Raw genomic sequence first — 23,544 nt, 5'->3', positions numbered from 1 at the left:
GGGGGTATGAAGCATCCGGCAACGTTCATTGAGTGGAAAGGGCAAGGACTGGTGCGGTACCGAGGTTCATCAGCGACGTTTCAGCCAGTCGCGAAGGTCGGCGATCTGCCGATGCCGCCCCACCCCCGTCGTCCTCGACCTCGCAGCGCGGCGAAGAGTGTCGGGGCCCCAGGTCTCGGCGGCCGAGGACGCGTGCCAGCGGCGGGCTGTCATTCGCATTTCGTGCCCTCGCCTCGCGCGCTGCAAATGGTTCAAATGTCCAAGCACTGTCGGTCGCATATCGGCGGCGGGCAGCCCGGACGGCAGCCTGCAGAATCACCCCTGCACGCGGTTGTCCATTGACATTCGGGCCATCCTCCTCCACCTCAAGGCCGCATATGCTTGGAGTTGGATCAGCCGCCATGTCCGGCTATTTCTCATCGCCCTTTCCGCGCAGGCAATCGGTCGGCGTCGATGTCGGCGGCGTCATGGTCGGCGGCGATGCGCCGGTCGTGGTGCAGTCCATGACCAATACCGACACGGCCGATGTCGATTCCACGGTGGCGCAGGTCGCAGCCCTGCACCGCGCCGGCTCGGAGATCGTCCGCATCACCGTCGACCGCGACGAGAGTGCAGCCGCCGTGCCGCGGATCCGCGAAAGGCTTGAGCGGGTCGGCGTTTTCGTGCCGCTGGTGGGCGACTTCCACTATATCGGCCACAAGCTGCTTGCCGACCATCCGGCCTGCGCCGAGGCGCTGGCGAAATATCGCATAAATCCGGGCAATGTCGGCTTCAAGGAGAAGAAGGACCGCCAGTTCGCGGCCATTGTCGAGACCGCGATCAGGCATGACAAGCCGGTACGCATCGGCGTCAACTGGGGTTCGCTCGATCAGGAGCTGCTCACGCGCCTGATGGACCAGAACCAGGAGAACGGCTCGCCCCTGACCGCGCAGGAGGTCACGCGCGAGGCGATCGTGCAATCGGCTCTGCTTTCGGCCGAGCTTGCCGAGGAGATAGGCCTGCCGCGCGACCACATCATTCTGTCCGCCAAGGTCAGCCAGGTGCAGGATCTCGTCGCGGTCTATACGGCGCTGGCCGAGCGTTCGGACCATGCGCTGCATCTCGGTCTCACCGAGGCCGGCATGGGCACCAAGGGCATCGTCGCCTCCTCGGCCGCCATGGGCATCCTGCTCCAGCAGGGCATCGGCGACACGATCCGCATCTCGCTGACGCCGGAACCGGGCGGCGACCGCACCCGCGAGGTTCAGGTGGCGCAGGAGCTTCTGCAGACCATGGGCTTTCGCCAGTTCGTTCCCGTGGTGGCCGCCTGCCCCGGCTGCGGCCGCACCACTTCGACGGTCTTCCAGGAACTGGCGCAGAAGATCCAGGCCGACATCCGCAAGAACATGCCGGTCTGGCGCGAGAAATATCCCGGCGTCGAGGAACTGAAAGTCGCCGTCATGGGCTGCATCGTCAACGGCCCGGGCGAATCCAAGCATGCCGATATCGGCATTTCGCTTCCCGGTACCGGCGAGATGCCGGCCGCCCCCGTCTTCATCGACGGCAAGAAGGCGATGACGCTGCGCGGGCCGGCGATAGCGGAAGAATTCGAGCAACTGGTCGCCGACTATATAGAGCGGCGTTTCGGCGGCGGAAGGCAGGCCGCTGCGGAATAGGCCGTTGCGTGCGATCCTCGCCGCTTTCCTGATCCTTGCGGCGAGCGCGCCAGTCCCGGTTCGCGCCGAAGCCGAGCCGGAACCTGACGTCACCATCGAGCGCATCTGCGACCTGATCGCGGCTCATGCCGGGAAGAACGGCCTGCCGGCGGATTATTTCGCCCGGCTCATCTGGAAGGAAAGCCGCTTCGACCCGGAAGCCGTAAGCCCGGTCGGCGCGGAAGGAATCGCCCAGTTCATGCCGGGTACTGCGAAGATGCGCGGCCTGGCCGACAGTTTCGACGTCGAGCAGGCGATTTCGGCTTCGGCAGCCTATCTGGCCGAGCTCAAGGCGAGGTTCGGCAATCTCGGCCTTGCCGCGGCGGCCTATAATTCGGGCGAGAACCGCGTCGCACGCTGGCTGTCCTCGGGCGGGTTCCTGCCGCTGGAGACGGAGGACTACGTGCTCGACATCATGGGCGAGCCGGCCGACAGTTTTGCCGACGCCTCCTATGCGGGCATCGTCCACCCGCTGCAGAAGGGGATGCCCTTCGACGAGGCCTGCCGCAAGCTGCCGGTGATCATGCGCACGACGATCCCGATGGCCCGCATCCATACCAAGCCATGGGGTATCCAGGTAGCCGGAAATTTCCGCCGCTCGGCTGCGATCCGCCAGTATCAGCGCCTGCGCAAGCAGATGCCCGGCCTGCTGGCCGGCCACGATCCTGTTGTCAGCCGGGTACGCTCGGCCATGGGGCGTCGCGGTATCTATGCGGTGCGCATCGGCGCCGACAGCCGCGCCGAGGCCGATGTCGTCTGCCAGCAGCTCCGGGCCGCCGGCGGCGCCTGCGTCGTGTTGAGGAACCGCTAGACGGTTCGATATTCAGCGCTGCCTTTCGGCGATGAAGCGGGCCGCCTGCCGCAGCACGTCGGCTTTTTCGGCAAAGGGTTCCAGCAATTCCTCGGCCTGCGCGATCAGCCCCGAAAGCTGCCGCCGCGTCCAGTCGACGCCATGCAGGGAAGCGAGCGTCGCCTTACCCGCCGTGGCATCCTTGCCCGTCGCCTTGCCCATGGCCTCCGTGCTGGCGGTCAGGTCGAGAAGATCGTCGGCAAGCTGGAAGGCGAGACCGATTGCCGAGCCGAATTCGCCCAGATGTTCCCGATCGGCCGCCGATGCCCTGCCGGCCACGGCGCCCGCCTCGCAGGCGAAGCGGATCAGCGCGCCGGTCTTCATCGCCTGCAGGGTAAGGATGCCTGCCTCGTCAGGTTTTGTGCGCTCGGCTTCCAGGTCGAGCGCCTGGCCGCCGGCCATGCCGCCCGGTCCGGCCGCCCTGGCAAGCCTGCGTATCAGATCGAGCCGTATATCGGCCGGCAGTTCCGTCTCGTCGGAGGCCAGCAAGTCGAAGGCATAGGTCAGGAGACTGTCACCCGCCAGGATGGCGGTCGCCTCGTCAAAGGCCTTGTGGACCGTCGGCTGGCCGCGCCTGAGATCGTCGTCGTCCATGGCCGGCAGGTCGTCATGGATGAGCGAATAGCAATGAACGCATTCGAGTGCGGCCGCCACCCGCAGCACTGCCTCGCCGCCCATGTCGAACAGGGCCGCACTCTCGACCAGCAGAAAGGGCCGCAGCCGCTTGCCGCCGTTGAGGACCCCGTGGCGCATGGCTGCGAACAGGCCCTCGGGTCGGTGGAGTTCGCCTTCGCGCGGCCGGTTGTCGAGCAGCCGGCGCAAAAGGCTCTCGACAGCCTGTGCGTGCCCGGCGAGCCGTGTCTCGAAACTGGAACTTTCATCTGCTTTCATGCCGGCGAGCGATGACGGCAATTGCCTTGCCGGTCAAGAGCGTGCAAGGCTTCGCCGTTGCATGGACCGGCCACGAACGCTATGCGGGAAGGAAATTCTGGAGTTGCGCTTGACCGGGCCGACAGTCGATGCCGAACCGCGCGAACGGATGAAACGCAGTACGCGGCGAGTATTGAGAAAACGAGGGGGGCTGCGCCGCTGGATCCGGCGCGTCGTGCTTCTGCTTGTCCTGCTGGCGCTGCTGCCTCTGGGACTCACCTTTCTCTACCGGCTGCCCGGCGTTCAACCCATATCCACCCTGATGCTCGCCGATGCGGTCACCCTGCAGGGCTACGACAGGCAATGGATGCCGCTGGAGGAAATGGGGCCGGCGATCGTGAACGCCGTCATGATGTCGGAGGATGGGCAGTTCTGCAGCCATGAAGGCGTGGACTGGGAGGCGTTCAATCTCGTTCTCGAGGACGCCTTTGCCGGTGAAAGGGCGCGAGGCGCTTCCACCATTCCCATGCAGACGGCCAAGAACCTGTTCCTGTGGGGCGGCCGCTCCTATATCCGCAAGGCGATGGAACTGCCTCTGGCGCTCTATATCGATTGGGTGCTGCCGAAGCGGCGCATCATGGAAATCTATCTCAATATCGCCGAATGGGGGCCGAATATCTACGGCGCCGAAGCCGCCGCCCGATATCATTTCGGCCGCTCTGCCCGCGACCTTTCGGCCCGGCAGGCTGCGCTTCTGGCGGTCACGCTGCCGAATCCGGCCGTACGCAATCCCGGCAATCCGTCGGCCGGACTGAGCCGGCTGGCATCGCGGATCGAGAGGCGCGCCCGGCAGGCCGGCGCCTATGTCGGCTGTCTGCAATGAGCTATTGAGAGAATGGCGCGGCGCGGCTCGTCGATAGGCTTTTTCGGGATTTTCGGCCGTTCCGAGGATCTGCGCCGGCTCGATACGGCGATGCGCGCCGCAGGGCTGCATCCGGCCCTGGTGCCGGAGGGTGTGAAACTCGCCATCGTGAACCTGATGAAGGATCATGCGCCCACGGGAGAGCCGCCTCCGCAGGCCTACCAGCCGGTAGCCGATCTCGTCGCCTATTGCATTCTTGGTAAGGAACATTTCAATGCCAGCAACGGCGAGGAGCGCTGCAGAACGGTGGAAAGCCGCATCGAAAGAGCGCCGGAATCCGGCGAGGGTGCCGATGCGCAGATGATCCTGCTTACCCTGCATGCCGGCCTGGCGGAGAGGGAGGTCGTCGAGCGCTATGATCTGAGGGCGGAGGAAGGCTGAGGTTCGCAGCCAAGGGAGTGACGCGAAAATTGGCGCACCCCCACTGGCCAAAGTCGCATTTGACGTGTATAGGCACGCCGAATTCCAGTTCATGGCCGGATCGCCGGGCCCTTGGGCCAAGGGCGGCAGAGGCCGTTTGATCAGATCAGCGGAGCAGGACAATGGCTGTACCCAAAAGGAAAACCTCGCCTTCCAAGCGTGGCATGCGCCGCGCCGCCGACGCTCTCAAGGCGCCGACCTATGTCGAAGACAAGAATTCCGGCGAACTTCGCCGTCCCCATCATATCGACCTGAAGACCGGCATGTATCGCGGCCGTCAGGTTCTGGAGCCGAAGGAAGCATAAGCTTCTTTCGCTGGGGCGTGAAAAAGGACCGGCTTCGGCCGGTCTTTTTTGTTGCCTTGTTCATGTAACGGTTCGATCAGTCCCGGCTCATCGAGTCGATCTTGCGCTGCATGGCGGCGATCTGGTCGCGCAATTCCTTGAGGTCGTCTTCCTTGCCGGAGGAGGCTGCTTCCTTCTCCGCCGCCGTTCCGTTCGACTGGCTGGAGGGGAAGGGCGTGAACATGCGCATGGCATTCTGGAAAAGCTCGATATTGCGCCGCGTCTGCTCCTCGATGACCTTCATCGGCGCCGTCACGCTCATCATATCCATCGGCGATTTGCCGAAAGCGTCCTTCATCTGCTGACGGAAGCGCTCCTGTTCCTTGGCGAAGGCGATCATCGACTGCTCGAGAAAGCTCGGCACGATCATCTGCATCTGGTCGCCATAGAAGGAGATGAGCTGGCGCAGGAAAGGGACCGGCAGCATGTTCTGGCCGTCCTTGCTGTTTTCCAGCTCGAAGATGATCTGGGTCAGCACCGTATGGGTGATGTCCTCACCCGATTTGGCGTCCTGGACGGTGAATTCCTCGTCGCGCTTGACCATCTCGGCGAGGTCCTCCAGCGTCACATAGGTGCTGGTGCCGGTGTTGTAGAGACGCCGGTTCGCGTATTTCTTGATGATTACCGGTTCGCCCTTCGCGGCCATCAGAACCTCCCAGCTTCCTGAACGCGCGGCCTTATCCGGCCGATTTCGACTTTATTTTGCGAGGATATGCGCAAAAGCGGTGCAAATGAAAGCAATTTGTGCAGTGCGAGAGTTCTTCCGGCCGATCCTGCAAGTGCCGATCGGCGAAATTGACTTCCTGTCGCCAAACGGCAAGAAAAGTCGCTAAAATGAGAAGTCCCTGAATCGGAGATGATCATGCCCGCTTCCACCGCCATCGTCGTCGCCAGCGCAGCGCGCACGCCCGTCGGTTCCTTCAACGGCTCCTTTGCCACCGTCCCGGCGCATGAACTGGGCGCGACGGCTATAAAAGAGGCGCTGTCGCGGGCCGGAGTGGACGCCGCCGAGGTGGACGAGGTCATCATGGGCCAGGTGCTGGCGGCCGGCCAGGGCCAGAACCCCGCCCGCCAGGCCTCGATCATGGCTGGCCTGCCCAAGGAAACCACTGCCTGGATATTGAACCAGGTCTGCGGATCTGGCCTGCGCACGATCGCCATAGGCATGCAGCAGATTGCCACCGGCGACGCCAATATCATCGTTGCCGGGGGGCAGGAATCCATGTCGCTTGCACCTCATTGCGCGCATCTGCGCGGTGGCGTGAAGATGGGCGACTATGCCATGATCGACACCATGATCCGCGACGGGTTGTGGGACGCCTTCAACGGCTATCACATGGGCAATACGGCCGAGAACGTGGCGCGCCAATTCCAGATCACGCGCGAGGACCAGGACCAGTTCGCCCTCGCCTCGCAGAACAAGGCCGAGGCGGCGCAGAAGGCGGGCAGGTTCAAGGACGAGATCGTCCCCGTTACCGTCAAGACCCGCAAGGGCGAGGTGATCGTCGATCAGGACGAATATATCCGACACGGCGCGACGATCGAGGCGATGCAGAAGCTGCGCCCTGCCTTTGACAAGGAAGGCACGGTAACGGCCGCAAACGCCTCCGGCATCAATGACGGAGCGGCGGCCGTTGTCCTGATGAGCGAAGCGGAAGCCGAGCGTCGCGGCATCAAGCCCCTGGCCCGCATCGTCTCCTGGGCGACGGCAGGCGTTGATCCTGCCGTCATGGGCACGGGCCCGATTCCGGCTTCCCGCAAGGCGCTGGAGAAAGCCGGCTGGAAAGCGGAGGACCTCGATCTTGTCGAGGCCAACGAGGCTTTTGCCGCGCAAGCCTGCGCCGTCAACAAGGACATGGGCTGGAACCCGGACATCGTGAACGTCAATGGCGGCGCCATCGCCATCGGCCATCCGATCGGCGCCTCCGGCACGCGCATCTTCAATACGCTCGTCTACGAGATGCGTCGGCGTGGCGCGAAAAAGGGTCTGGCTACCCTCTGCATCGGCGGCGGCATGGGCGTGGCGATGTGCGTGGAAGCATTGTGACGGAATAGGGGAAGTTCGCTCGTCGGCATCAGGCAGTCGGCAATAAAAAAACATTCACTGATTGCCGAACTGTCGACTGCCGTTGATTGGGAGGAGATTTCCAATGACACGAACAGCGCTCGTTACGGGCGGCACGCGTGGTATCGGTGCCGCGATCTCGATCGCATTGAAGGACGCGGGCTACAAGGTTGCCGCCAACTATGCCGGCAATGAAGAGGCCGCGGCCAGGTTCAGGGGCGAAACCGGGATCGCGGTCTACAAATGGTCGGTCGCCGACTACGAGGCCTGCACCGAAGGCATCCGCCAGGTGGAAGCCGCTCTCGGGCCGGTCGATATCCTTGTCAACAATGCCGGCATCACGCGCGACGCCATGTTCCACAAGATGACACCGCAGCAATGGCGCGAGGTCATCGACACCAATCTCACCGGCCTTTTCAACATGACGCATCCGCTGTGGCCAGGCATGCGAGAGCGCAAATTCGGCCGCATCATCAATATTTCTTCCATCAACGGCCAGAAGGGCCAGGCCGGGCAAGCCAATTATTCCGCCGCCAAGGCGGGTGACATCGGCTTCACCAAGGCGCTGGCGCAGGAGGGCGCGCGCGCCGGCATAACGGTCAATGTGGTCTGTCCCGGCTATGTTGCGACGGATATGGTCATGGCGGTGCCGGAGCCGGTGCGCGAGAAGATCATCGCACAGATTCCGGTCGGCCGGCTGGGCGAAGCTTCCGAGATCGCGCGCTGCGTCCTGTTCCTGGCTTCCGACGAGGCAGGCTTCATCACCGGTTCGACGCTGACGGCCAATGGCGGCCAGTATCTCACCTGAAAAGGCCGGTCAGCCTGGCAGTATATCAAATTGAACGGCGGGCGCAGTCCTTACCTTTACCGGCCATATCGGGGCACAAAGGTTAACGCGAAGGCCGATCCCACCGGAAAATCATGTGCACGGCATGTGGATCTATTGTGGATAAGCTGTGTTCAACACAATATGTTGCGGTGAACGGAACAGGAATATCGGCCTATCAGCGATTCGTCGCCGGTTTGTTCCAGTTTTGGCCCGAAGCTTAACGCGAATACGGGTCCAGCGCGAAAATCCGGTAATAATTTGTTGAGATTTTCGAAGAAAACCAGGGGCTTATGTCCAAACCGAAAAGGCGCGGGACCATCGCCGTTGCGACGTTAACCAAATTGGGCCGGATTTCGATACCGGCTGGAATCGGGAGATTCAGCATTTGGTGGAGAATTCGCGGGAACCTCTACATATTGTGGTGAACAAATGAGGAATCATCGTGAGTCAGCGATTCGTCGCCGATTCGTTCCAGACTCGTTCCAGGTGTTAATCCGCCACGCCCATCCATCACCGGTTGAATCGTCCTGCGGCGGGTGGAAAGGTCGCTTGGAGCGTCCAGATAAAGCGTGATAAGCGGTTGTCCGCCCGTCCGGCCAGCAAGGTCCGTTCCCAGAGCCCATGAACATCCAGCCCCATTCCAGAGAGCCTCTTCTTCTTTCCGGACGGGATGTGATCGCTGTTCTCGGCCCGACCAATACCGGCAAGACGCATCTGGCGATCGAGCGCATGATCGCCCATGAATCCGGCGTCATCGGCTTGCCACTGCGACTTCTGGCGCGCGAGGTGTATCAGCGTGTCTGCGACCGGGTCGGCGCGCCCAATGTCGCCCTCGTGACAGGTGAGGAGAAGATCGTGCCGCCGGGCGCGCGCTATTCCGTCTGCACGGTCGAGGCCATGCCGCGCGAGACGGACGCCGCCTTCGTCGCCATAGACGAGGTGCAGCTTGCCGCCGATCTCGAACGCGGCCACATCTTCACCGACCGCATATTGCATCTGCGCGGCCGGCAGGAGACGTTGCTGCTCGGCGCCGGGACCATGCGCGGCATTCTCGAAAGACTGCTGCGGGGGCTCTCTGTCGTCACCAGGCCGCGCATGTCCATGCTGACCTATGCCGGCTCGAAGAAGATCACGCGGCTGCCGCGACGCTCGGCAATCGTCGCGTTCTCGGCCGACGAGGTCTATGCGATCGGCGAACTGATCCGCCGCCAGCGCGGCGGCGTGGCCGTGGTACTAGGCGCATTGTCGCCGCGCACGCGCAATGCGCAGGTTGCGCTCTATCAATCCGGCGACGTCGACTACCTCGTCGCGACCGACGCTATCGGCATGGGTCTCAATCTTGACGTTGATCATGTCGCCTTCGCGCAGAACCGCAAATTCGACGGGTTCCAGTATCGCGACCTCAATCCGGCCGAGCTTGCCCAGATCGCCGGCCGCGCCGGGCGGCATGTGCGCGACGGGACCTTCGGCGTCACCGGCCAGGTCGATCCGTTTAGCGACGAACTGGTCGAGCGGATCGAGACCAACGATTTCGATCCGGTCAAGGTGCTGCAGTGGCGCACGGCGGCTTTCGATTTCTCCGGCATCGATGCGCTCAAGGCCTCGCTTGAAGTGCCGCCTCCGGTCGAAGGATTGACCAAAGCCTTGCCCGTCGCCGATCTGCGCGTGCTCGAGCTTCTTTCGCGCGAGGGCGAAATCCGTTCGCTGGCAAACAAGCCGGATCGCGTTGCGCTGCTGTGGGATGCCTGCGCTCTGCCGGATTATCGCAAGACCACGCCGGCCCAGCATGCCGATATCGTCGGCGCCATCTATCTCGATCTCGTCCGTCGCGGCCATGTGGACGAGGATTACATGGCCGCCCAGGTGCAGCGTTCCGATTCCACGGATGGCGATATAGACACCCTGTCGCATCGCATCGCGCAGATCCGCACCTGGACTTTCGTGTCGAACCGGCCGGGATGGCTTGCAGATGCGGCACACTGGCAGGAAAAAACGCGCCAGATAGAGGACAAGCTGTCGGACGCGCTGCATGAGCGATTGACGAAAAGGTTCGTAGACCGCAGGACATCGGTGCTCATGAGGCGCCTTAGAGAGAATACGATGCCGGAAGCAGAAATCAGCCCTGCGGGTGACGTCCTGGTCGAGGGTCATCACGTAGGCGAGTTGCAAGGGTTCCGCTTTACCGCCGACCGGACGGCGGAAGGCGAGGATGCCAAGGCCGTCAAGGCGGCTGCCCAGAAGGCGCTTGCCGCCGAATTCGAGGCGCGGGCGGAGCGTTTTGCCGCTGCCGCCAATGGCGATCTTGCGATCGGCTCTGACGGCGTCCTGCGCTGGCTCGGCGCGCCGGTGGGCACGCTGGTGGCGAGCGAGGACGCGCTGAAGCCGCGCGTGATCCTGCTGGCCGACGAGCAGTTGACCGGGCCGGTGCGCGACAAGGTGGCCGCGCGCGCTGAGCGCTTCGTCAATTTCCAGGTGGAAACGCTTCTGAAGCCGCTTGTCGATCTTCGGCAAGCCGAGCACCTGACCGGCATAGCGCGTGGGCTCGCCTTCCGGCTGGTGGAGAATTTCGGCCTTCTCAACCGCCGCGACGTGGCGGAAGAAGTCCGCTCGCTCGACCAGGAAGCTCGCGGCGCGCTGCGCCGTCTGGGCGTGCGCTTCGGCGCCTATCATATCTTCGTGCCGGCGCTGCTGAAGCCCGCGCCTGCCGGGCTGGCGACGCTTCTGTGGGCGCTGGCCAACGACGGCAAGGACAAGGCGGGCTATGGCGATGTGGTCAGCGCCCTGGCGGCCGGCCGCACCTCCGTGCCGACCGACCCCACTTTCGAGCGGGCCTTCTATCAGCTTGCCGGTTTCCGCAATCTTGGCCGCCGGGCCGTGCGCGTCGATATATTAGAACGTCTGGCCGACCTCATCCGTCCGGCCCTGGCCTGGAAGCCGAACAGCGGGCCAAGGCCCGAGGGCGCCTATGACGGCAACGCCTTTGTCGTTACCCCTGCCATGATGTCCATCCTGGGAGCGACGGCCGACGATATGGAGGCCATCCTCAAGGGGCTCGGCTACCGTGCGGAGGCAAAGCCGGCGGCGGAGGTGGCCGCGCGCCTCGAGCAGTTCGACGCCGCCGCCAAACCGGCAGAAACGGAGGCTGCAGGCCAGGAAGAGACGGTTCCGGCCGATGCCGAGGCGCCGGACTCTTCCATGCAAGAGGAAAAGGCACCCCCACCCGCCGAGCCATCGGAGGCTTTCACTGATGAGACGGTTGCTGCAGCACCTGCCGAGGCATCCGAGAATGCCGATAGCAAACAGCCGGGGGATTCGCCTTCCGAAGCGCTGCCGGCCGCCGGACAGGACCAGGCCGTAGCAGCCGGGGACCAGCCGGCCATAGGCGGCGAGCCGAGGCTTGACGCGCAAGCAGCCGCCGAGGACGCAGCGGAAGCGGCAGAACAAACGGCGGAAGACGAGCCCAAGCCCGTCCTCATCTGGCGACCGGGCCGCTTCGAAATCCGCCGTCGCGATGGCAGGCCGGGCCATGAGGGCGCCAAGCGGCAAAGCCACCCGTCCAAGGGAGCGCAATCGGGCAAGGGGCGCCCGGATAAGGGGCGCCAGGATAAGGGGCGCCAGGATAAGGGACGCCCCGACAAGCATCGGCGCAACGACGATGGCCGCAAGGGCTTCAAAGGGCAGGCAAGCGGCAGGCCGCGCGAGGAGCGTCCGCCGCGCATCGATCCCGATTCGCCTTTCGCCAAGCTCGCGGCCCTGCGGGAACAGTTGAAGAAGTGATCTCCCCTCGCTGATGACGGCCGAAACCCGCCAGCGCATCGACAAGTGGCTCTTTTATGCCCGCGTCGTGAAGTCGCGTTCGCTGGCGGCGAAGCTGGTCCAGGCGGGGCGACTGCGGGTCAATCGCGAGAAGATCCAGCAGCCCTCCTATCACGTGAAGGCGGGCGACACGCTGACGATCACGCTTGACCGCAGGGTTCTCGTCTACCGGATATTGAACCCCGGCACGCGGCGCGGCCCTGCCGAGGAGGCGCGGCAGCTCTACGAGGATTTCACCCCGTCCGCTTCGGCAGAGAAAGAACCGCCCTCGGCCTTGCCGCCGATCCGGGAACAGGGCGCTGGCAGGCCGACAAAGAAGGAAAGGCGGGCAATTGACCGCTGGCGCGGGGAAGGCTGACGGGTTCCATGCGGCCAGGTTCATGGAAACGGGTTCTATGGGAGGGCCGGAAGACGGAACAACGAACTCTTGCCACAACCCGGCAAAGGGTCTACCTCACGCCCGACACCGCAGGAAATCCGAGAATTCGAAATGACCTATGTCGTCACCGACAACTGCATCAAGTGCAAGTATATGGATTGTATCGAGGTCTGTCCGGTTGACTGCTTCTATGAAGGCGAGAACATGCTCGTCATTCATCCGGACGAGTGCATCGATTGCGGCGTTTGCGAGCCGGAATGCCCGGCCGAGGCCATTAAGCCCGATACCGAGCCGGGCCTTGAGAAATGGCTTCAGATCAATTCGGAATATGCCGAAAAATGGCCAAACATAACGGCCAAGAAGGAGCCGCCGGCGGACGCCAAGGAATTCGACGGCGTCGAAGACAAGTTCGAGAAATACTTCTCCGCCGAACCGGGCGAAGGTGATTAAGGCGAAGGGCCGATCAGCGCTCTGGAAACCGGTGGCAAGAATACCCATATGGACTGCGTGGAAGAGCAGGTTCTTTTCCGCGACATGTTAGCGCATGCGGCAAATTGTTGAATCTTTCAGCTTTTTGTGTTACCGTTTTTAGACATGCCGGTGACACAACGTCGTTATGGCGCAGACGCATTAATCACTGAAAGGTGACACTCAACATCCGGACCAGGGCGACTTGGGCCAGGCAAAGCACGGTCTGCGCCGGCACACTCCCAGCCTTATCGGATCGTTGCATTGATGCGTCAAACGGCGGCTGGCTTGGCGGCCGGGGCGGCGAAACAACTCGTTTCCAGGCCCCCATCAAAAAACAGGAGTCTTAGGCGTATGGCAACCCAGCAAAAGAAGTCGGCGCAGCGTCAAGGTTTCAAGACGGGCGAATATATTGTCTATCCCGCTCATGGCGTGGGGCAGATCGTCACGATCGAGGAACAGGAAGTCGCCGGACACAAGCTGGAACTGTTCGTTATCGATTTTCAGAAAGATAAGATGCGGCTGAAAGTCCCGGTCGCGAAGGCGACCTCGATCGGCATGCGCAAGCTTTCCGAAACGGATTATGTCGATCGGGCGCTGAAGGTGGTGCAGGGCAGGGCGCGCGTCAAGCGCACCATGTGGTCGCGCCGCGCGCAGGAATATGACGCGAAGATCAATTCCGGCGACCTGATCTCGATTTCCGAGGTGGTGCGGGATCTCTACCGCGCCGACAACCAGCCCGAGCAGTCCTATTCCGAGCGGCAGCTTTACGAGGCTGCGCTGGATCGCATGGCGCGCGAGATCGCTGCCGTGAACAAGATGTCGGAGACCGAGGCGGTCCGCCTGATCGAGGTCAATCTCGCCAAGGGACCGCGGCGCGGCGCCAAGGCTGACAACGAGGAGACGGAGCAGGAAGAGGCGGCATAAGCCGGCGCTTCTCTCTCTGCTTTCAAGGAAAACCCGGCCCCGTGGCCGGGTTTTTTGCTGTCATCCGCCAGCTGTCGGCGGAAATCCAGATTTGTGAGGCCCCCGTTCGGGTCGCACCAGCCCTTGTCAAATTGAAAATCCCAATCGCGGCTCTGTCAATCGGCGCGCGTCCGGGAACTTTCTCCATTTCTCGCTCGTTAGAGACATCGATGGCCGAGCAATTTCGGGCGAAACCGGCGGCAGGGGCCGACGGCAGGGGAATGGAACAAGGCGACAGGCGGGCAGGACCTGGAGCCGGCTGCAACCGTCACGACACTGGCACGGCGCGTATTCCGGATCGCGGGAGTGCATGACATGCAGGACGAAGCGAAGAGGGCGCTTATAAGGGCGGCGATGAAGGCGCCGTATCTCGCGCGGGAGGAGGAGCACGAACTCGCCTTGCGCTGGAAGACACGTCGCGATCAGGAGGCCCTGCACAAGATCACCATGGCCCATATGCGTCTGGTGATCGCGATGGCTTCCAAGTTCAGGAATTTCGGCCTGTCGATGAGCGACCTTATCCAGGAAGGCCATGTCGGGCTTCTGGAAGCGGCCGCGCGGTTCGAGCCGGAGCGCGAGGTGCGTTTCTCGACCTATGCGACCTGGTGGATACGCGCTTCCATGCAGGATTACATCCTGCGCAACTGGTCGATCGTCCGCGGCGGGACCAGTTCGGCGCAAAAGGCCCTGTTCTTCAACCTGCGCCGGTTGAGGGCGCGTCTGGCGAAGGGGTCGGACAGGCTGCCGAGCAACCAGATCTATCGCGAGGTGGCGAGCGCGCTCGGCGTTTCCCAGGCCGACGTCGCCCTGATGGATTCGCGCCTCTCGGGGCCGGACACCTCACTCAATGCGCCGCTTTCGGGCGACGGCGAAGGCTCTTCCGACAGGATGGATTTCCTCGTCTCCGATGCGCCTCTCCCCGACGAGATCGTCGGCGAGACCATCGATACCGAGCGCCGGTCGGAATGGCTTCACAACGCGCTCGACACCTTGAGCGAACGTGAACTCAAGATCATTCTGGAGCGCAGGTTGAGCGAGGAGGGCGCGACCCTCGAATCCCTCGGCGCAAGCCTGGGGATTTCCAAGGAACGTGTCCGGCAGATAGAAAGCCGGGCGCTGGAAAAACTGAAGGTCGCCCTGGTCAAGCACAAGCCGGAAATGGCCGCCATGCAGGCCTGATGATCTTTGCGGTTGAGGGGGCCCCTGCTCGGTGAGGTTGGGTCCCCGTTGAATTGCATTTGTGGCCCGCAGCAGCATCCCACCTTGAAAGATGCCCGGCACCGACGCCTCGATGGCGGCTTGGCCGCAAAAAAGCGCGCGGGAGAGGTGACAAACCCGCTTATTTGGTGTATCGCCGCGCACGAAATCCGGAAGAAGTGTTTCCGGCCCGTCAACAAGGACGGACTATCGCCCCTGCCTTCGATAAAAGGGCTCTGCCGCGCGGCCAGGAAGCTGCAGGCAATTGCCGGGCGCTCTGGCTGTTCGAAGAACAATAGAGGTGTGAAAGCGATGGACCTTATCCGTCAGCTCGAGGCCGAACAGGCCGCGAAGATCGAAGAGAAGCGCAAGCTCCCCGAATTCCAGCCCGGCGACACGCTGCGCGTGCAGGTGCGTGTGACCGAAGGCTCGCGCACCCGCGTGCAGGCTTATGAGGGCGTGTGCATCGCCCGTTCCGGCTCCGGCTTCCAGGAGAACTTCACCGTCCGCAAGATCTCCTACGGTGAAGGCGTCGAGCGCGTGTTCCCGGTCTACTCGCCCCTGGTCGAGGGCGTCGAAGTCGTCCGCCGGGGCAAGGTGCGCCGCGCCAAGCTCTATTATCTGCGTGACCGTCGCGGCAAATCCGCCCGCATCAGCGAGAACACCGGCGTGCGTGCCCGCAAGCTGAATGAAGCGGAGCGCGACGCGCTGGCGCAGGAAAAGGCGCGCATCGAGGCCGAGAAGATTGCCGCCGCTGAGGCTCTTGCCGCCGAGAAGGCCGCGGCCGAGGCAGCCGAGGCCAAGGCTGCTGCCGAAGCTGCGGAGGCCAATGCCGCTCCCGAGGAGGCCAAGGCGGAGTAGCTCCTGTCTCTAAAATCGGGAATAACGAAAGCGCGGCCCACATGCCGCGCTTTTTGTTTGGCGTCATCCCGAATGGCGGGCCGCGACAGCGTTGCCGTGATGCTTGCCCTGCGGAACCTGTTTCAGGCCGCCCGCGTTTCGTGGCAAGCTGAGGGGTCCGGATGCAGGACATATTGAACGATATCGGCCATCCAACCTGGATGCCGTTCACCGTCATTGCCGCAAGACTGGTGCTGGCCGCGTTCCTCGGAGCGCTGGTCGGCTTCGAGCGTGAATGGCGCAATCATCCCGCTGGCCTCCGGACCCACATTCTCGTTTCCCTTGCGGCGGCGGGTTTCGCGATCATCGGCATCGAGATCGTCCACAGTTCGCAATTCGAGGAAAATTCAGCGCGGCTCGACCCCATCCGCCTCATCGAGGCGGTGACGGCGGGCGTGGCATTCCTCGCGGCCGGAACCATCATATTCGCCCGCGGACAGGTAAAGGGACTGACGACTGGCGCAGGGCTTTGGCTTGCCGGGGCCATCGGCCTGGCGAGCGGGCTGGGCTTCTGGCAGATTGCGGCTTTCGCGACCCTGCTGGCATTGGTCGTGCTCGGCGTGATGCAGCAATTCGGCAGGGCGATGGAAAACAGGTCCGCCAGGAAAAGCGACGATCCGGAAGAGCCGAGCTCCTGACGGCTCCGTTGCCGAAGCCTCAAAAGGCTGGTATTAGCCAGCCCGATGGAAGAACTTTTCGGAAATCCGGCCTATAGAAACTTCACCTTGCAGGATCGCAAGCGCCTGCCGGGCCGGTTCTTCGCACGCCTTTCCGGCGCGCTTCTCAGCCGACTTCGCTGAACCGCATCCTCCAGTCATCGGCCTTTTTCCGAATTTCGTTCTTCAAACGGACATCAAGCAATGAGCAAACCGCGCACTCTTTACGACAAGGTCTTCGACGATCATCTGGTCGACAGCCAGGAAGACGGCACCTGTCTCCTCTATATCGACCGTCATCTGGTGCATGAGGTGACGAGCCCACAGGCCTTCGAAGGCCTGCGCATGGCCGGCCGCAAGGTACGGCATCCGGAAAAGACGCTGGCCGTCGTCGACCATAACGTCCCGACCTCGCCCGACCGCAAGGAAGGCATAAAGAACGAGGAGAGCCGCATCCAGGTCGAGGCGCTGGCCAGGAACGCCGCCGATTTCGGCATTGAATATTACAACGAAGCCGACCGCCGTCAGGGCATCGTCCATATCGTCGGTCCCGAGCAGGGCTTCACCCTGCCCGGCATGACCATCGTGTGCGGCGACAGTCACACATCCACCCACGGCGCCTTCGGCGCGCTGGCCCACGGCATCGGCACGTCCGAGGTCGAGCACGTGCTCGCCACGCAGACGCTGATTCAGCGCCGGGCGAAGAACATGCTGGTCAGGGTGGACGGCACGCTTCCGCAGGGTGTCACCGCCAAGGACATCATTCTCGCCATCATCGGCGAGATCGGCACGGCCGGCGGCACCGGTCACGTCATCGAATATGCCGGCGAGGCCATTCGCTCGCTCTCGATGGAAGGTCGCATGACGATCTGCAACATGTCGATCGAGGGCGGAGCGCGCGCCGGCATGATCGCACCGGACGAAACGACCTTCGCCTATATCAAGGACCGCCCGCGCGCCCCCAAGGGCAAGGCCTGGGACATGGCGCGCGCCTATTGGGAGACGCTGCACAGCGACGAGGGCGCGCATTTCGACCGCGTCGTGACCCTCGACGCGGCAAATCTGCCGCCCATCGTCACCTGGGGCTCCTCGCCCGAAGACGTCGTCTCGGTGACGGGCGTGGTCCCGGACCCCGACGCCATACCGGACGAGACCAAGCGCTCCTCGAAGAAGCGCGCACTCGAATATATGGGCCTGACGCCCGGCACGAAGATCACGGATATCGCGCTCGACCGCGTTTTCATCGGATCCTGTACCAATGGCCGCATCGAGGATTTGCGGGCCGTGGCCGATGTCGTGACGGGCCACAAGGTCAGTGAGCGGGTCGATGCCATGATCGTTCCCGGCTCCGGCCTCGTGAAGGCGCAGGCCGAAGCTGAAGGGCTGGACAAGATCTTCATCGAAGCCGGCTTCGACTGGCGCGAGCCGGGCTGCTCCATGTGCCTGGCCATGAATGACGACCGGCTGAAGCCCGGCGAGCGATGCGCCTCCACCTCGAACCGCAATTTCGAGGGTCGCCAGGGCTTCAAGGGCCGTACGCATCTGGTCTCGCCGGCCATGGCTGCCGCGGCGGCGATCGCCGGCCATTTTGTGGATATCCGCGAGTGGCCCCGGGCTTGAGCGGCGACCGCTATTAAATCAAGGAAGGCAGCCCGCAAGCCGCCTTCTTTTTTGGCGAGGTTGCGCGGATTACCTACGCACGATCTCGTGCTAAGGCTTTATTGACTTTGCCGACCTGGGCCATTCCCGGCGGCACACGGCAATTGACAGCCATGGTTAATTTCGCCGATTGATGCCAATATGAGCGAACAACATACGATCGAGACCACCCTTCTCCGCCTCAATGACGCCCGTCAACTGGCGCCGTTGCTTGCAGCCTATACGCAATCGCTAAAGCGCGGGGCGCCGCGCCGGCCCGACGAATATTACGCCGAGACGCTGTTGCAGGATCGCAGCGCTGAGATTCTCGGCGCGCGTATAGATGGGGCGCTGGTCGGCTTTGCCGTCTTCCATGATCTTCCCGAACCGCTTTCCGGCCGCCGTTGCGGAATGGTCGAACACCTCTATGTCCATCACGACCATCGCGGACGCGGCATCGCCCGCGCGCTCGTGGACGTGCTGGCCGACCAAGCGGAGGAGCGCGGCTGGTGCAAGCTGACGCTGATCGCGCCCCGCCAGCCGGAAGACGGGCGCAAGCTCTACGAGCAGATTGCCGCGCCCGCCGATTGGGCCAGCTACGTCATCCGTTTCGATCAAGGCTGAGTGTCATTTCCTGCAACGCAGCCGTCATTTTCCGTGGGTTGATCCGCCGCCGGTGTCGCTAGAGCCGTTCATCTTTAGATGGAAGCGGTTTGATGGCAGGGATTTTGCGAGCCGGCGAGAAGAACACCGCAGCGCGATATGAATATCGTGCGAGGATTTCGACACTGCCGGCGCGCAAAAGACCGCCAGGCCGGAATGGAATCCAAGGCATTGGCTTTCAGGAACAGACCACAATCGTTTCAACCTGGTCTTTCGCGCCCCCGACGGCGTCGCGCGGCTGACGGTACGCGTACCGCGCCGCCCCGCGCTCCTGGCCGGGACACGAAATCCCGGCGTTCAAACGATTCCATTTGAAGATGAACGGCTCTAGCCTGCCTGCCATGATTCGGCATCGACACAGCGACGCGACCGCCTTGAGGGCCAGCCTCGTCGCTATGGCCGTTATCCTGTTGTCCGCCTGCGTAGCGTCCACCGAAACGGCGCAGGATGGCGCGCAGCCGCGCTTCGCCACCTATAGCTGCGATGACGGCACCGAGATGACGGTGGAAGCCGTTCAAGACAAGGTCCACGTGGTGGGTCCGCATGGCACGGAGGTTGAATTGCCTGCCTCGCCCCCGACTCAGCGCAGCCGATACGGTACGCCGCCCTACGCCCTGGTGATAGAAGGAACAGAGGCGCTGTGGATGGTTTCCGGTGAAGTACCCGTCACCTGCAACCGCTGACGAAGCGTCTAATCGATTAACCAGTACCGCGCACTAAATATCCGCTGCGAAAAAGCTTTTGCGACTTTGACGCGGTGCAAAAACCGCATTAAAAGCCACGTGCCAAGGGCGCAAATCGGCAAGGCGATGCCGCTTCCACCGTGTCGTGCCCTGATGGCGCCGAATTGGGGGAGCCATGAGTAAGTCGACAGCCACCCACGCCACGCAACGCAACCGCCCGCTTTCACCGCATCTCCAGGTCTATCGCCTCATTCCCACGATGCTGATGTCGATCATGCATCGCATCACCGGCGGCGCGCTCTATTTCGGCATGCTCCTGATAGCCTGGTGGCTTATTGCGGCATCGACCTCCGAGGAATGGTTCGCCAACGCCCAATGGATTCTCGGCTCCTGGGTCGGCATCCTGGTCCTTATCGGCTTTAGCTGGGCGCTGTTCTTCCATCTTCTCGGCGGCCTTCGCCATCTGCTCTGGGACACCGGCTATGCGATGGAAAAGCATACCGCGACCATGCTCGCCAGGGCGACGATGGCCGGCTCCTTCATTCTCACCGCGCTCCTGTGGGGCGTGATCTCTTTCGTGGCGGCTTGATCATGGCACAGATGCAAACTCCCCTGCGCAAGGTGCGCGGCCTCGGCTCGGCCAAGGACGGCACCGCCCATTTCTGGCGCGTCCGCGTCACCTCTGTCGCGCTGGTTCCGCTCAGCCTCTTCGCCATAGGCCTCGTCGTCTCGCTGATCGACGCCGGCTATGCCGAGACGCGCGCCGTGCTGGCGCAGCCGATCGTGGCTCTGCTTCTGGGGCTTTTCGTGGTCATCAGCCTGGACCATATGCGTTCCGGTATGGAGGAGATCATCCAGGACTATGTCCATGGCGAACTCGCCAAGGTCGTCCTCCTCATGCTGAACCTCTTCTTCATCATCATCCTTGGCGCGGCATCGATCTTCGCGCTGCTCAAGATCGCATTCGGAGGCTGAGACGTGGCCGAAACCAGAATGAACGTCTCCAAGCCCGCCACTACCGGCCGGGCCTATACATTTGTCGATCACAAGTTCGATGTCGTCGTTGTCGGGGCGGGCGGCGCCGGCCTGCGCGCCACGCTCGGCATGGCCGAGCAGGGGCTGCGCACGGCCTGCATCACCAAGGTCTTTCCGACGCGCTCCCACACTGTGGCCGCCCAGGGCGGCATCGCCGCCTCGCTCCAGAACATGGGACCGGACCACTGGCAGTGGCATCTCTATGACACGGTGAAGGGCTCCGACTGGCTGGGCGACGTCGACGCCATGGAGTATCTGGCGCGCGAAGCGCCAGCCGCCGTATATGAGCTCGAGCATTACGGCGTGCCCTTCTCCCGCACGGAAGAGGGCAAGATCTATCAGCGGCCCTTCGGTGGCCACATGCAAAATTTCGGTGACGGTCCGCCCGTGCAGCGCACCTGTGCCGCCGCCGACCGCACCGGACATGCCATACTGCACACGCTCTATGGCCAGTCGGTCAAGAACAACGCGCAGTTCTTCATCGAATATTTCGCGCTCGACCTTATCATGACGGATGGCGTGTGTACCGGCGTCGTGGCATGGAACCTCGACGACGGGACGATCCACCGCTTCGCCGCCAAGATGGTGGTGCTGGCGACTGGCGGCTATGGCCGAGCCTATTTCTCGGCCACTTCGGCCCATACCTGCACCGGCGACGGCAACGGCATGGTCGCTCGCGCCGGCCTGCCCTTGCAGGACATGGAATTCGTTCAGTTCCACCCGACCGGCATTTACGGTGCCGGCTGCCTGATCACGGAAGGCGCGCGCGGCGAAGGCGGTTATCTCGTCAACTCCGAGGGCGAGCGCTTCATGGAGCGTTATGCGCCTTCGGCCAAGGATCTCGCATCGCGCGACGTGGTCTCGCGCTGCATGACGATCGAAATCCGCGAAGGCCGGGGCGTGGGCAGGAACAAGGACCATATCTACCTGCATCTCGACCATCTTGATCCGGCCGTCCTGCATGAACGCCTGCCAGGCATTTCGGAGAGCGCGAAGATCTTCGCCGGTGTCGACGTGACCCGCGAGCCGATCCCGGTCCTGCCGACGGTCCATTACAATATGGGCGGCATCCCCACGAATTACTGGGGCGAGGTGTTGAACCCGACCGCCGACGATCCAAACCGCATCCAGCCCGGCCTCATGGCCGTCGGGGAGGCCGGCTGCGCATCGGTTCACGGCGCCAACCGCCTCGGCTCCAATTCGCTGATCGACCTCGTGGTGTTCGGCCGTGCTGCGGCGATCCGTGCCGGACAGGTCATAGACCGCGAGGCGCCCGTCCCGTCGATCAACGAAGCAGCCTGCGAGAAGATCATGGAGCGCTTCGATCGCATCCGCCACGCCAATGGTGCGAGGCCGACCGCTGCCTTGCGCGAGAAGATGCAGCGCGCGATGCAGGAGGACGCCGCCGTCTTCCGGACGCAGGAAACCCTCGAACAGGGCTGCCGCCGCATCTCCGAGATCTGGCGCGAGCTTCCCGATCTCAAGGTCTTCGACCGTTCGATGATCTGGAATTCCGACCTGGTGGAGACGCTGGAGCTGGAAAACCTGATGGCCTGCGCCATTACCACCGTCTATGGCGCCGAGGCCCGCAAGGAGAGCCGTGGCGCCCATGCGCGCGAGGATTTCGACAAGCGCGACGACGTGAACTGGCGCAAGCATACACTGGCCTGGGTGGACGATGCGGGCAAGGTCACGCTCGCCTATCGGCCGGTCCATACCGAAACCATGCTGCCTGTAGACGAAGGCGGCATCGACCCGGCAAAGATCGCGCCCAAGGCGCGCGTATACTGATCCGGAGAGACGACGATGGTCGAAATCACACTTCCCAAGAACTCGCGGATCAAGCAGGGCAAGACCTGGCCGAAGCCCGAAGGTGCGACAAACCTTCGTGAGTACAAGATCTATCGCTGGTCGCCCGATGACGGCGAGAATCCGCGCATCGACACCTATTATGTCGATATGGACGATTGCGGGCCGATGGTGCTGGACGCGCTCTTGTGGATCAAGAACAAGATCGATCCGACGCTGACCCTGCGCCGTTCCTGCCGCGAAGGCATTTGCGGCTCCTGCGCCATGAATATCGACGGCACCAATACGCTCGCCTGCACAAAGGGTGCGGACGATATCTCCGGCGCTGTAAAGGTGTATCCCCTGCCGCATATGCCCGTCGTCAAGGATCTGGTGCCCGATCTCACGGTGCCCTATGCGCAGCTTTCCTCCATCCAGCCCTGGCTGCAGACCGTTTCGCCGGAACCGGCCAAGGAGTGGAGGCAGAGCCATGAGGACCGCGCTAAGCTCGACGGCCTCTACGAATGCATCCTGTGCTTCTGCTGCCAGACTTCCTGCCCGAGCTACTGGTGGAACGGCGAGCGTTATCTCGGGCCGGCGGTGCTGCTGCAGGCCTATCGCTGGCTGATCGACTCCAGAGACGAGGCGACCGGCGAGCGGCTGGACAATCTGGAAGATCCGTTCCGGCTCTATCGCTGCCACACCATCATGAACTGCACGCAGGCCTGCCCGAAGGGCCTGAACCCGGCCAAGGCGATTGCCGAGATCAAGAAGATGATGGTGGAGAGGCGGGTCTAGCTCACATCTAGGCGCACCGCTTCGCTCCTCAGCCGGCCTCTTGCGTGGCTGTCAGACGGCATGAACTCTGGGGCCAGTCGCCAACATTGACGCTTAGCTAAGGTCATCTATGCCATCGTCATTTCTGTGCTTGTCACAGAAATCCTGGTCTCGACGGTTGGTGGCGGGCGCCAGCGGCGGAACGGAGCCTCTCTGGCTCATCTTCTGATCTGCCCGCCTGATCTGCCCGCCGGTATCGCATTCTCCCCTCTCCGTCTCGCTGCGCGGGACCCTCTCCCCCGGGGAGAGGAAAGGGGATGCGGCCAAGCGAACAGCACGGGGACAAATCCATCGCCCTCTCCGCGCCAAGCCATTGTCTCCCTTCACCATTCACCGATCCCCATTCACCATTTCATCCCCGCCTTCCTRACCTGCGCTATCCTTGCCCCATCCCTTTCCGCGGGAAAGCGGGTCGCGACGGCGGTCCCGCGGGAAAGGGACCGGCGCCTCCGTCCTGCCCTCGTAAGGCAGGGCCGGGGAGGTTCCGTCCAAGGGTTCCCCTCCCGGTACTACGGCCGGGGCGT

Annotated in this window: 23 protein-coding genes; 21 read left to right on the top strand and 2 right to left on the bottom strand. The window is 63.0% G+C overall.

The features are described from left to right. The first annotated feature begins 401 nt into the window (after positions 1–401). Both ispG and L598_RS15240 read left to right on the top strand, forming a co-directional pair. A complete protein-coding gene (ispG, locus tag L598_RS15245; RefSeq protein ID WP_144863862.1) occupies positions 402–1,655 on the top strand; it encodes a flavodoxin-dependent (E)-4-hydroxy-3-methylbut-2-enyl-diphosphate synthase in 1,254 nt (417 codons plus the stop codon). 4 nt (positions 1,656–1,659) lie between these two features. Continuing rightward, positions 1,660–2,505: a lytic transglycosylase domain-containing protein gene (locus L598_RS15240; RefSeq protein ID WP_144863860.1), complete on the top strand. Its 846-nt coding sequence runs from the start codon at positions 1,660–1,662 to the stop codon at positions 2,503–2,505. Positions 2,506–2,517: 12 nt separating this feature from the next. Here the strand turns inward: L598_RS15240 and L598_RS15235 are convergent, their stop codons facing one another. Beyond that, a complete protein-coding gene (locus tag L598_RS15235; protein ID WP_144863868.1) occupies positions 2,518–3,435 on the bottom strand; it encodes a polyprenyl synthetase family protein in 918 nt (305 codons plus the stop codon). Positions 3,436–3,583: 148 nt separating this feature from the next. On the opposite strand from L598_RS15235, the gene mtgA reads away from it, so the two are divergent. From mtgA to rpmF, 3 genes are all read left to right on the top strand, one after another. After that, on the top strand, positions 3,584–4,297 hold the full coding sequence (gene mtgA / locus L598_RS15230; protein ID WP_144863866.1) for a monofunctional biosynthetic peptidoglycan transglycosylase: 714 nt from the start codon (positions 3,584–3,586) through the stop codon (positions 4,295–4,297). A 12-nt stretch (positions 4,298–4,309) separates the two neighbouring features. Next, the gene (locus L598_RS15225; RefSeq protein WP_144863858.1) at positions 4,310–4,717 is read left to right on the top strand and encodes a hypothetical protein; all 408 of its coding nucleotides are present in this window, start codon (positions 4,310–4,312) and stop codon (positions 4,715–4,717) included. A gap of 161 nt (positions 4,718–4,878) precedes the next feature. Then, the gene (rpmF, locus tag L598_RS15220; RefSeq protein WP_144863856.1) at positions 4,879–5,061 is read left to right on the top strand and encodes a 50S ribosomal protein L32; all 183 of its coding nucleotides are present in this window, start codon (positions 4,879–4,881) and stop codon (positions 5,059–5,061) included. Between the two features lie 76 nt (positions 5,062–5,137). Here rpmF and phaR read toward each other — a convergent pair whose 3' ends face one another. Then, the gene (phaR, locus tag L598_RS15215; protein WP_144863854.1) at positions 5,138–5,746 is read right to left on the bottom strand and encodes a polyhydroxyalkanoate synthesis repressor PhaR; all 609 of its coding nucleotides are present in this window, start codon (positions 5,744–5,746) and stop codon (positions 5,138–5,140) included. A gap of 216 nt (positions 5,747–5,962) precedes the next feature. On the opposite strand from phaR, the gene L598_RS15210 reads away from it, so the two are divergent. The 16 genes from L598_RS15210 to L598_RS15130 all read left to right on the top strand — a co-directional run bounded on the left by L598_RS15210 (position 5,963) and on the right by L598_RS15130 (position 22,981). Then, positions 5,963–7,147, top strand: a complete 1,185-nt coding sequence (locus tag L598_RS15210) for an acetyl-CoA C-acetyltransferase (RefSeq protein ID WP_144863852.1) — start codon at positions 5,963–5,965, stop codon at positions 7,145–7,147. A gap of 103 nt (positions 7,148–7,250) precedes the next feature. Further along, a complete protein-coding gene (locus L598_RS15205; RefSeq protein ID WP_144863850.1) occupies positions 7,251–7,973 on the top strand; it encodes a beta-ketoacyl-ACP reductase in 723 nt (240 codons plus the stop codon). Between the two features lie 642 nt (positions 7,974–8,615). Beyond that, positions 8,616–11,771, top strand: a complete 3,156-nt coding sequence (locus L598_RS15200; protein WP_144863848.1) for a helicase-related protein — start codon at positions 8,616–8,618, stop codon at positions 11,769–11,771. A gap of 13 nt (positions 11,772–11,784) precedes the next feature. After that, on the top strand, positions 11,785–12,168 hold the full coding sequence (locus tag L598_RS15195) for an RNA-binding S4 domain-containing protein (RefSeq protein ID WP_144863846.1): 384 nt from the start codon (positions 11,785–11,787) through the stop codon (positions 12,166–12,168). Positions 12,169–12,300: 132 nt separating this feature from the next. After that, positions 12,301–12,639 carry a ferredoxin FdxA gene (fdxA, locus tag L598_RS15190; protein ID WP_144863844.1) on the top strand — a complete coding sequence of 113 codons (339 nt, stop codon included), beginning with the start codon at positions 12,301–12,303 and terminating at the stop codon, positions 12,637–12,639. Between the two features lie 372 nt (positions 12,640–13,011). Then, complete coding sequence (locus L598_RS15185; protein WP_144863842.1) at positions 13,012–13,584, top strand: CarD family transcriptional regulator; 573 nt, start codon at positions 13,012–13,014, stop codon at positions 13,582–13,584. A gap of 354 nt (positions 13,585–13,938) precedes the next feature. Next, on the top strand, positions 13,939–14,802 hold the full coding sequence (locus L598_RS15180) for an RNA polymerase factor sigma-32 (protein ID WP_144863840.1): 864 nt from the start codon (positions 13,939–13,941) through the stop codon (positions 14,800–14,802). 330 nt (positions 14,803–15,132) lie between these two features. Beyond that, a complete protein-coding gene (rplS, locus tag L598_RS15175; RefSeq protein ID WP_144863834.1) occupies positions 15,133–15,681 on the top strand; it encodes a 50S ribosomal protein L19 in 549 nt (182 codons plus the stop codon). A 161-nt stretch (positions 15,682–15,842) separates the two neighbouring features. Then, complete coding sequence (locus L598_RS15170) at positions 15,843–16,358, top strand: MgtC/SapB family protein (RefSeq protein ID WP_144863832.1); 516 nt, start codon at positions 15,843–15,845, stop codon at positions 16,356–16,358. Between the two features lie 222 nt (positions 16,359–16,580). Beyond that, positions 16,581–17,996, top strand: a complete 1,416-nt coding sequence (gene leuC, locus L598_RS15160) for a 3-isopropylmalate dehydratase large subunit (RefSeq protein ID WP_144863828.1) — start codon at positions 16,581–16,583, stop codon at positions 17,994–17,996. A gap of 180 nt (positions 17,997–18,176) precedes the next feature. Continuing rightward, positions 18,177–18,638 (top strand): GNAT family N-acetyltransferase, encoded by a 462-nt coding sequence (locus L598_RS15155; protein ID WP_144863826.1) that lies wholly within the window; start codon positions 18,177–18,179, stop codon positions 18,636–18,638. 413 nt (positions 18,639–19,051) lie between these two features. Next, positions 19,052–19,360: a hypothetical protein gene (locus tag L598_RS15150; protein WP_246658769.1), complete on the top strand. Its 309-nt coding sequence runs from the start codon at positions 19,052–19,054 to the stop codon at positions 19,358–19,360. A 175-nt stretch (positions 19,361–19,535) separates the two neighbouring features. Next, complete coding sequence (gene sdhC / locus L598_RS15145; RefSeq protein WP_144863818.1) at positions 19,536–19,949, top strand: succinate dehydrogenase, cytochrome b556 subunit; 414 nt, start codon at positions 19,536–19,538, stop codon at positions 19,947–19,949. A gap of 2 nt (positions 19,950–19,951) precedes the next feature. After that, positions 19,952–20,335 (top strand): succinate dehydrogenase, hydrophobic membrane anchor protein, encoded by a 384-nt coding sequence (sdhD, locus tag L598_RS15140; protein WP_144863816.1) that lies wholly within the window; start codon positions 19,952–19,954, stop codon positions 20,333–20,335. Positions 20,336–20,353: 18 nt separating this feature from the next. After that, on the top strand, positions 20,354–22,186 hold the full coding sequence (sdhA, locus tag L598_RS15135) for a succinate dehydrogenase flavoprotein subunit (RefSeq protein ID WP_144863864.1): 1,833 nt from the start codon (positions 20,354–20,356) through the stop codon (positions 22,184–22,186). Positions 22,187–22,201: 15 nt separating this feature from the next. Further along, the gene (locus L598_RS15130; protein ID WP_144863814.1) at positions 22,202–22,981 is read left to right on the top strand and encodes a succinate dehydrogenase iron-sulfur subunit; all 780 of its coding nucleotides are present in this window, start codon (positions 22,202–22,204) and stop codon (positions 22,979–22,981) included. The last annotated feature ends 563 nt before the right edge of the window (positions 22,982–23,544 follow it).

This window comes from Mesorhizobium sp. J18, from assembly GCF_007829525.1.
Classification (GTDB): domain Bacteria; phylum Pseudomonadota; class Alphaproteobacteria; order Rhizobiales; family Rhizobiaceae; genus VLJP01.
Note: the sequence above shows the minus strand (reverse complement) of the source record. Positions and strands in the feature narration are given on the sequence as shown.

Excerpts from the sequence above, each read along its gene's own strand:
- L598_RS15155 (WP_144863826.1), top strand. The coding sequence starts at position 18,177 with ATGAGCGAACAACATACGATCGAGACCACCCTTCTCCGCCTCAATGAC.
- L598_RS15185 (WP_144863842.1), top strand. The coding sequence starts at position 13,012 with ATGGCAACCCAGCAAAAGAAGTCGGCGCAGCGTCAAGGTTTCAAGACG.
- mtgA (WP_144863866.1), top strand. The coding sequence starts at position 3,584 with ATGAAACGCAGTACGCGGCGAGTATTGAGAAAACGAGGGGGGCTGCGC.
- leuC (WP_144863828.1), top strand. The coding sequence starts at position 16,581 with ATGAGCAAACCGCGCACTCTTTACGACAAGGTCTTCGACGATCATCTG.
- L598_RS15180 (WP_144863840.1), top strand. The coding sequence starts at position 13,939 with ATGCAGGACGAAGCGAAGAGGGCGCTTATAAGGGCGGCGATGAAGGCG.
- L598_RS15225 (WP_144863858.1), top strand. The coding sequence starts at position 4,310 with ATGGCGCGGCGCGGCTCGTCGATAGGCTTTTTCGGGATTTTCGGCCGT.
- ispG (WP_144863862.1), top strand. The coding sequence starts at position 402 with ATGTCCGGCTATTTCTCATCGCCCTTTCCGCGCAGGCAATCGGTCGGC.
- sdhC (WP_144863818.1), top strand. The coding sequence starts at position 19,536 with ATGAGTAAGTCGACAGCCACCCACGCCACGCAACGCAACCGCCCGCTT.
- L598_RS15205 (WP_144863850.1), top strand. The coding sequence starts at position 7,251 with ATGACACGAACAGCGCTCGTTACGGGCGGCACGCGTGGTATCGGTGCC.
- L598_RS15130 (WP_144863814.1), top strand. The coding sequence starts at position 22,202 with ATGGTCGAAATCACACTTCCCAAGAACTCGCGGATCAAGCAGGGCAAG.
- L598_RS15200 (WP_144863848.1), top strand. The coding sequence starts at position 8,616 with ATGAACATCCAGCCCCATTCCAGAGAGCCTCTTCTTCTTTCCGGACGG.
- L598_RS15235 (WP_144863868.1), bottom strand. The coding sequence starts at position 3,435 with ATGAAAGCAGATGAAAGTTCCAGTTTCGAGACACGGCTCGCCGGGCAC.
- sdhA (WP_144863864.1), top strand. The coding sequence starts at position 20,354 with ATGAACGTCTCCAAGCCCGCCACTACCGGCCGGGCCTATACATTTGTC.
- L598_RS15170 (WP_144863832.1), top strand. The coding sequence starts at position 15,843 with ATGCAGGACATATTGAACGATATCGGCCATCCAACCTGGATGCCGTTC.
- fdxA (WP_144863844.1), top strand. The coding sequence starts at position 12,301 with ATGACCTATGTCGTCACCGACAACTGCATCAAGTGCAAGTATATGGAT.
- rplS (WP_144863834.1), top strand. The coding sequence starts at position 15,133 with ATGGACCTTATCCGTCAGCTCGAGGCCGAACAGGCCGCGAAGATCGAA.
- L598_RS15210 (WP_144863852.1), top strand. The coding sequence starts at position 5,963 with ATGCCCGCTTCCACCGCCATCGTCGTCGCCAGCGCAGCGCGCACGCCC.
- phaR (WP_144863854.1), bottom strand. The coding sequence starts at position 5,746 with ATGGCCGCGAAGGGCGAACCGGTAATCATCAAGAAATACGCGAACCGG.
- L598_RS15195 (WP_144863846.1), top strand. The coding sequence starts at position 11,785 with ATGACGGCCGAAACCCGCCAGCGCATCGACAAGTGGCTCTTTTATGCC.
- rpmF (WP_144863856.1), top strand. The coding sequence starts at position 4,879 with ATGGCTGTACCCAAAAGGAAAACCTCGCCTTCCAAGCGTGGCATGCGC.
- sdhD (WP_144863816.1), top strand. The coding sequence starts at position 19,952 with ATGGCACAGATGCAAACTCCCCTGCGCAAGGTGCGCGGCCTCGGCTCG.